Below are 5,642 nucleotides of genomic sequence, written 5' to 3'. Positions count from 1 at the left end.
CTTGTGCGCCACAAACCGCATCATCCACTCCGCTACCGTGGTGCCATGGTGCTCCTGCTCCAGGCTGGCCACACCTTTCGAGTAGATCTGCGAACCCAGCGCGTCCTGACGCAAATCCAGCAGCGCCCGCGAATAGTCGTGAATGAATTCCGGGTGGCCCTGGAAGCACAGCACCTGATCGTTGATGTGGTACGCAGCAAACGGACAGAAATCGCTGGAGGCGATCACCGTGGCGTTTTCCGGCAGCGCCGTCACTTGATCCTGGTGACTGATCAGCAGCGTCAGTTCTTCACGCACCGGGCTCATCCACGGCGCCTTCGCCGCCAGTTTGTAGTTGTGGGTGCCGACGCCCCAGCCCTGAGTGGCACGCTCGCTCTTGCCACCCAGCAGCAGCGCCAGCAATTGATGGCCGAAACACACGCCGAGCAGCTTGTCGCCACGCTCGTAACGGCTCAGCAGGTATTGCTTGAGGGTCTGGATCCACGGGTCGGTACCGAACGAATCGGCCTTGCTGCCGGTAACCAGGTACGCATCGAAGGTCTGATCGTCGCTGGGGTATTCGCCCTGCATCACGTTGTACACGGTGAACTCGGCGGCAATCGGTTGCTGCGAGAACAGGCGCTGAAACATCTGCCCGTAACCCTGATATTGATCGACCAGTTCCGGACGCAGGATGTCGGTTTCCAGAATGCAGATGCGTAGCGACATAAAAAATACCTGACACGTGATGGGAATATTGAACACTCCAGAGCCTGCCTTGAAACACCCAGACAAGGCAAGCCCCGCAGCGTTCACCCGATCACTTAAAACAGCTCGCCTTTCGCGGCTTTTTCCAGCAGCAGCGCCGGTGGTGCAAAGCGCTCGCCGTACTGCTCGGCCAGATACTGCGCGCGCGCGACGAAGTCCTGAACCCCGTACTGATTGATGAACTGCAACGCACCGCCGGTCCACGGCGCAAAACCGATGCCGAAGATCGAGCCGACGTTGGCATCCGCCGTCGAGGTCAGCACGCCCTCCTCCACACAGCGCACGGTTTCAAGGGCCTGCACGAACAACAGCCGGTCACGCACATCCTTGGGTGAAATCTGCCCGTCGGCCTTCTCGAAGCGCGTCTTCAACTCCGGCCACAGATGCTTCTGACCACCCGCCGGGTAATCGTAGAATCCACCGCCGGCGGCTTTGCCCGGACGCTTGTATTCGTTGAGCAGCAAGTCAATCACGGCGAAGGCCGGGTGTTCTATCAGCGGTTTCCCTTCCGCTTGCAGGTCTTTGGCCGTTTGTTGACGGATATGGCTCATCAGGCTGAGGGAAACTTCGTCGGAGATCGCCAGCGGCCCGACCGGCATCCCGGCCTTGCGCGCTTCGGTCTCGATCATCGGCGCGCTCACGCCCTCGCCGAGCATGGCGATGCCTTCATTGGTGAAGGTGCCAAACACCCGCGAGGTAAAGAAGCCGCGACTGTCGTTGACCACAATCGGGGTTTTCTTGATCTGCAGAACGAAGTCGAAACCCCGAGCCAGGGTTTCAGCGCTGGTCTGCGCGCCTTTGATGATTTCCACCAGCGGCATTTTGTCCACCGGACTGAAGAAATGCAGGCCGATGAATTTGCTCTGATCGGGTACTGCGGTCGCCAGTCCAGTGATCGGCAAGGTTGAAGTGTTGGAGGCAATCACTGCATCAGAACCCACTATTTTTTGCGCTGCCGACGAGACCGTCGCCTTGAGTTCACGATCCTCGAACACCGCTTCGATGATCAGGTCGCAACCCGCCAGATCGGCATCGCTTTCGCTGGTCTGAATCCGCGCCAGCACCGCCTCGCGTTTTTCAGCCGTCATCTGCCCACGGGCGACTTTCTTGTCGAGCAGCGCCGCCGAATGAGCCTTGCCCTTATCGGCCGCCGCCAGATTGATGTCCTTGAGCACTACGTCGATGCCGGCCGAGGCGCTGACGAAAGCGATCCCGGCCCCCATCATGCCCGCACCGAGCACGCCGACCTTGCGCGTGACGTAAGGCGCGAATCCTTGAGGACGCGAGCCACCGGCGTTGATCTCATTGAGCTGGAACCAGAAGGTGCCGATCAGGTTTTTCGAGATCTGCCCGGTGGTCAGTTCGGTGAAGTAACGGGTTTCGATCAGGTGTGCGGTGTCGAAATCGACCTGCGCGCCCTCCACCGCCGCGCAGAGGATTTTCTCCGGAGCCGGCAACGTGCCCTGGGTTTTACTGCGCAGGATCGACGGCGCAATCGCCAGCATTTGCGCGACTTTCGGATTCGACGGTGTGCCGCCGGGGATCTGATAGCCCTTCACGTCCCAACGCTGCACCGCGCTCGGGTTGGCGACAATCCACGCACGGGCCTTGGCCAGCAACTCGTCACGATCCGCCGCCAGCTCATCAATCAAACCGGCCTGCAACGCTTGTTGCGGGCGCACCTTCTTGCCTTCGAGCAGGTACGGCAGTGCCTTTTCGATGCCGAGCATGCGCACCATGCGCACCACCCCGCCACCACCCGGCAGCAGGCCCAGCGTCACTTCAGGCAGACCGAGTTGCACCGCCGCATCGTCCAGCGCCACCCGGTGATGGCAGGCCAGACAGATTTCCCAGCCACCGCCAAGCGCCGCGCCGTTGATCGCCGCAACCACCGGTTTGCCGAGGGTTTCCAAAGTGCGCAATTGCGCTTTGAGGCTCAGCACCATGTCATAGAAGGCTTTGGCTTCGGGTTTGCCGACCTTGATCAGCTCATTGAGGTCGCCGCCGGCAAAGAAGGTTTTCTTCGCCGAGGTGATGATCACCCCGGCGATGCTGTCTTTTTCCGCCACCAGCCGCGCAACGCAGGCTCCCATGGCCTCGCGGTACACGGCGTTCATGGTGTTGGCGCTCTGGCCCGGCATGTCGATGGTGAGGACGACAATGCCGTCCTGGCCTTTTTCGTAACGAATGGCTTCGCTCATAACAAGGTTCCTTGAATTCGGGGCTCAGAGGCGTTCGATGATGGTGGCAATGCCCATGCCGCCGCCGACACACAGCGTCGCCAGGCCGTAGCGCAGACGCCGGGCTTCCAGTTCATCGAGCAGGGTGCCGAGGATCGCGCAACCGGTGGCGCCCAGCGGATGGCCCATGGCAATCGAGCCGCCGTTGACGTTGACCTTGTCCGGGTCCACCGCCATGTCCTTGATGAACTTCAACACCACCGAGGCAAACGCCTCGTTGACCTCGAACAGGTCGATGTCTTCCACGCGCAGACCCGCCTTGGCCAGAGCCTTGCGCGTAGCCGGCGCCGGACCGGTGAGCATGATCGTCGGGTCGGTGCTGGTGACGGCCGTGGCGACGATGCGCGCCCGCGGTTGCAGGCCCAGCGCGCGGCCCTTGGCTTCGGAGCCGATCAACATCAGTGCCGCACCGTCGACGATCCCGGAGCTGTTGCCCGGCGTGTGCACGTGGTTGATCCGCTCGACGTGGCTGTAAACCCGCAGCGCGGTGGCATCAAAGCCCATCTGGCCGATCATTTCGAAACTCGGCTTGAGTTTGCCCAGGCCTTCCATCGTCGATTCGGCGCGAATGAATTCGTCGTGGTCGAGCAGGATGATGCCGTTCTGATCCTGCACCGGCACCAGCGACTTGTTGAACGAACCGTCAGCCCGCGCCCGCGCAGCCTTGTGTTGCGAGTGCAACGCGTAGGCATCGACGTCGTGGCGGCTGAAGCCTTCAAGGGTGGCGATCAGGTCGGCGCCGACGCCCTGCGGAGTGAAGTGGCTGTGCAGGTTGGTCTGCGGGTCCAGTGCCCAGGCGCCGCCATCGCTGCCCATCGGCACCCGCGACATCGACTCGACGCCACCGACCACCACCAGATCCTCGAAGCCCGAGCGCACCTTCATCGCGCCGAGGTTGACCGCTTCCAGACCCGAGGCGCAAAAACGGTTGATCTGCACGCCGGCCACGCTGACGTCCCAGTCGGCCACCTGCACCGCTGTCTTGGCGATGTCGGAGCCTTGATCACCGATCGGCGTGACGCAGCCGAGCACGACGTCATCGACCTGGCTGGTGTCCAGCGCCGTGCGGCTTTGCAGCGCGGTCAACAACCCGGCGACCAGATTCACCGGTTTGACGCTGTGCAACGCGCCGTCGGCCTTGCCTTTGCCGCGGGGCGTGCGTAACGCATCGAAAATCAAAGCTTGGGTCATGACGTCCTCGAACCTGTGCGGTGAGTGAAATTTCGTAGTGTCACTGTTGGCCCGAGCGCTCATGGATTCAATGACCACAGCGCTCAATGACGTTGACGCGCACGCTCAGACGGACGGTCATCCACCCACAGGTGAACCGGTTCAGGTCAGCGAGTTGTCTAGCAAGCGGGCGGCGAAGAAGCTGGCAATACGCCTCATGCGTTTTTTATCGCAAACGGCAGCTAATACATATGAAATGGATCTAAGCCAAGCGTGACGCGGCCTCTAAGGTAGTACATGTACGTCAGGGTCGTCGGGTTTTGCCGGGGCCGACGTCCTTCAACAGGAAGTGCAGCGTTTGCCGTCATGGATATGCAGGCAAACATCAGGAAATAACAAAAAAGGCGGTCAAGCCATGTTCAAACAACCGAAAGTTCGTCAAGCAGGACTCATTCTTTTCGCCACGACGCTGTTGTTGATTTTGCCCAATCTGACCAAGGTGATTGGCTGACTCAAGCGGCAGGCGCCCGTTATCGCCAATGAAAATGTGACTGGCCCGCTACCCGGGCCAGCTTGGCTGTGCCAACCTTTGTGCACTTCCACGACATGGACGGCGAACATTTGAAAACGCTCATTGCGTTCTGGGCCTTGCTGCTGAGCATGCCCTTGTCTGCGGCGCAGCTCACGCTGGAGCTGGGCGCGAATAGTCGCACCTGGCAGACCGAGGAATTGCTCAAGCATCCGCAGGTGCAAACCCTCACCATCAAGAACGATGTGTCCTACAAGAAGGACATGACTTATCGCGTCGTGCCGGTGGCGGCGCTGCTCACAGGCATCAAGCCCGACGATCACTTGCAAGCCGTGGCGCTGGACGGTTTTGCCGCAGAATTGAGTGCTGCACCGCTGCTCAACAGCAAAGGGGCGCGGGCGTGGCTGGCGATTGAGGACCCGGCGCAGCCGTGGCCGCCGCTGTCGGAAGGCAAGCACAGCGCCGGGCCGTTCTATCTGGTGTGGACCGACCCGCAGGCCGGCAACATCAGCCCGGAGCAATGGCCGTTCGAAGTAGCGAGCATCAAGCGCATGGCGCCGGTGGCCGAGCGCTTCCCCGCGCTGCTGCCGGATCCCAAGCTGAAAGCGGATGACCCGGTGAATCAGGGTTTTGCCCTGTTTCAGAAAAACTGCCTGGCTTGTCATCGCCTGAACGGCGCGGGGGATGCGCAATTTGGGCCGGACCTGAACATTCCGTATAACCCCACAGAGTATTTCGGCGCCGATTTCCTCAAGCGCTACATTCGCGATCCACAGAGCTTGCGCCAGTGGCCTCAGGCGAAGATGCCAGGGTTTTCGGCGGATGTGTTGCCGGAGGGGGATTTGCAGCTGTTGATCGGCTATTTGCAGCACATGGCTGGGCGCAAGGTTAAGCCCTGACGACATTCCCCTGTAGGAGTGGGGGGGGGGGGGGGGGGGGGGGGGGGGGGGGGGGGG

General features: G+C 61.2%; 4 protein-coding genes. 1 reads left to right on the top strand and 3 read right to left on the bottom strand.

Features of this window, described 5'->3' with window-relative positions:
* The 3 genes from NTD85_RS09620 to NTD85_RS09610 form a co-directional block, all read right to left on the bottom strand.
* The coding region (locus tag NTD85_RS09620) for an amidotransferase (protein ID WP_262142023.1) at positions 1 to 708 on the bottom strand (708 nt) is incomplete at its 3' end.
* A 95-nt stretch (positions 709 to 803) separates the two neighbouring features.
* The gene (locus tag NTD85_RS09615; RefSeq protein ID WP_262142022.1) at positions 804 to 2,948 is read right to left on the bottom strand and encodes a 3-hydroxyacyl-CoA dehydrogenase NAD-binding domain-containing protein; all 2,145 of its coding nucleotides are present in this window, start codon (positions 2,946 to 2,948) and stop codon (positions 804 to 806) included.
* Between the two features lie 24 nt (positions 2,949 to 2,972).
* A complete protein-coding gene (locus tag NTD85_RS09610; protein WP_045122355.1) occupies positions 2,973 to 4,178 on the bottom strand; it encodes an acetyl-CoA C-acetyltransferase in 1,206 nt (401 codons plus the stop codon).
* Positions 4,179 to 4,763: 585 nt separating this feature from the next.
* Here NTD85_RS09610 and NTD85_RS09605 point away from each other — a divergent pair.
* Positions 4,764 to 5,585, top strand: a complete 822-nt coding sequence (locus NTD85_RS09605) for a c-type cytochrome (RefSeq protein ID WP_262142024.1) — start codon at positions 4,764 to 4,766, stop codon at positions 5,583 to 5,585.
* Positions 5,586 to 5,642 lie beyond the last annotated feature (57 nt).

This window comes from Pseudomonas sp. 13B_3.2_Bac1, from assembly GCF_025466205.1.
GTDB lineage: Bacteria > Pseudomonadota > Gammaproteobacteria > Pseudomonadales > Pseudomonadaceae > Aquipseudomonas > Aquipseudomonas fluorescens_H.
The sequence above is the reverse complement of the archived record's forward strand: the minus strand, read 5'-3'. Positions and strand labels throughout refer to the sequence as shown.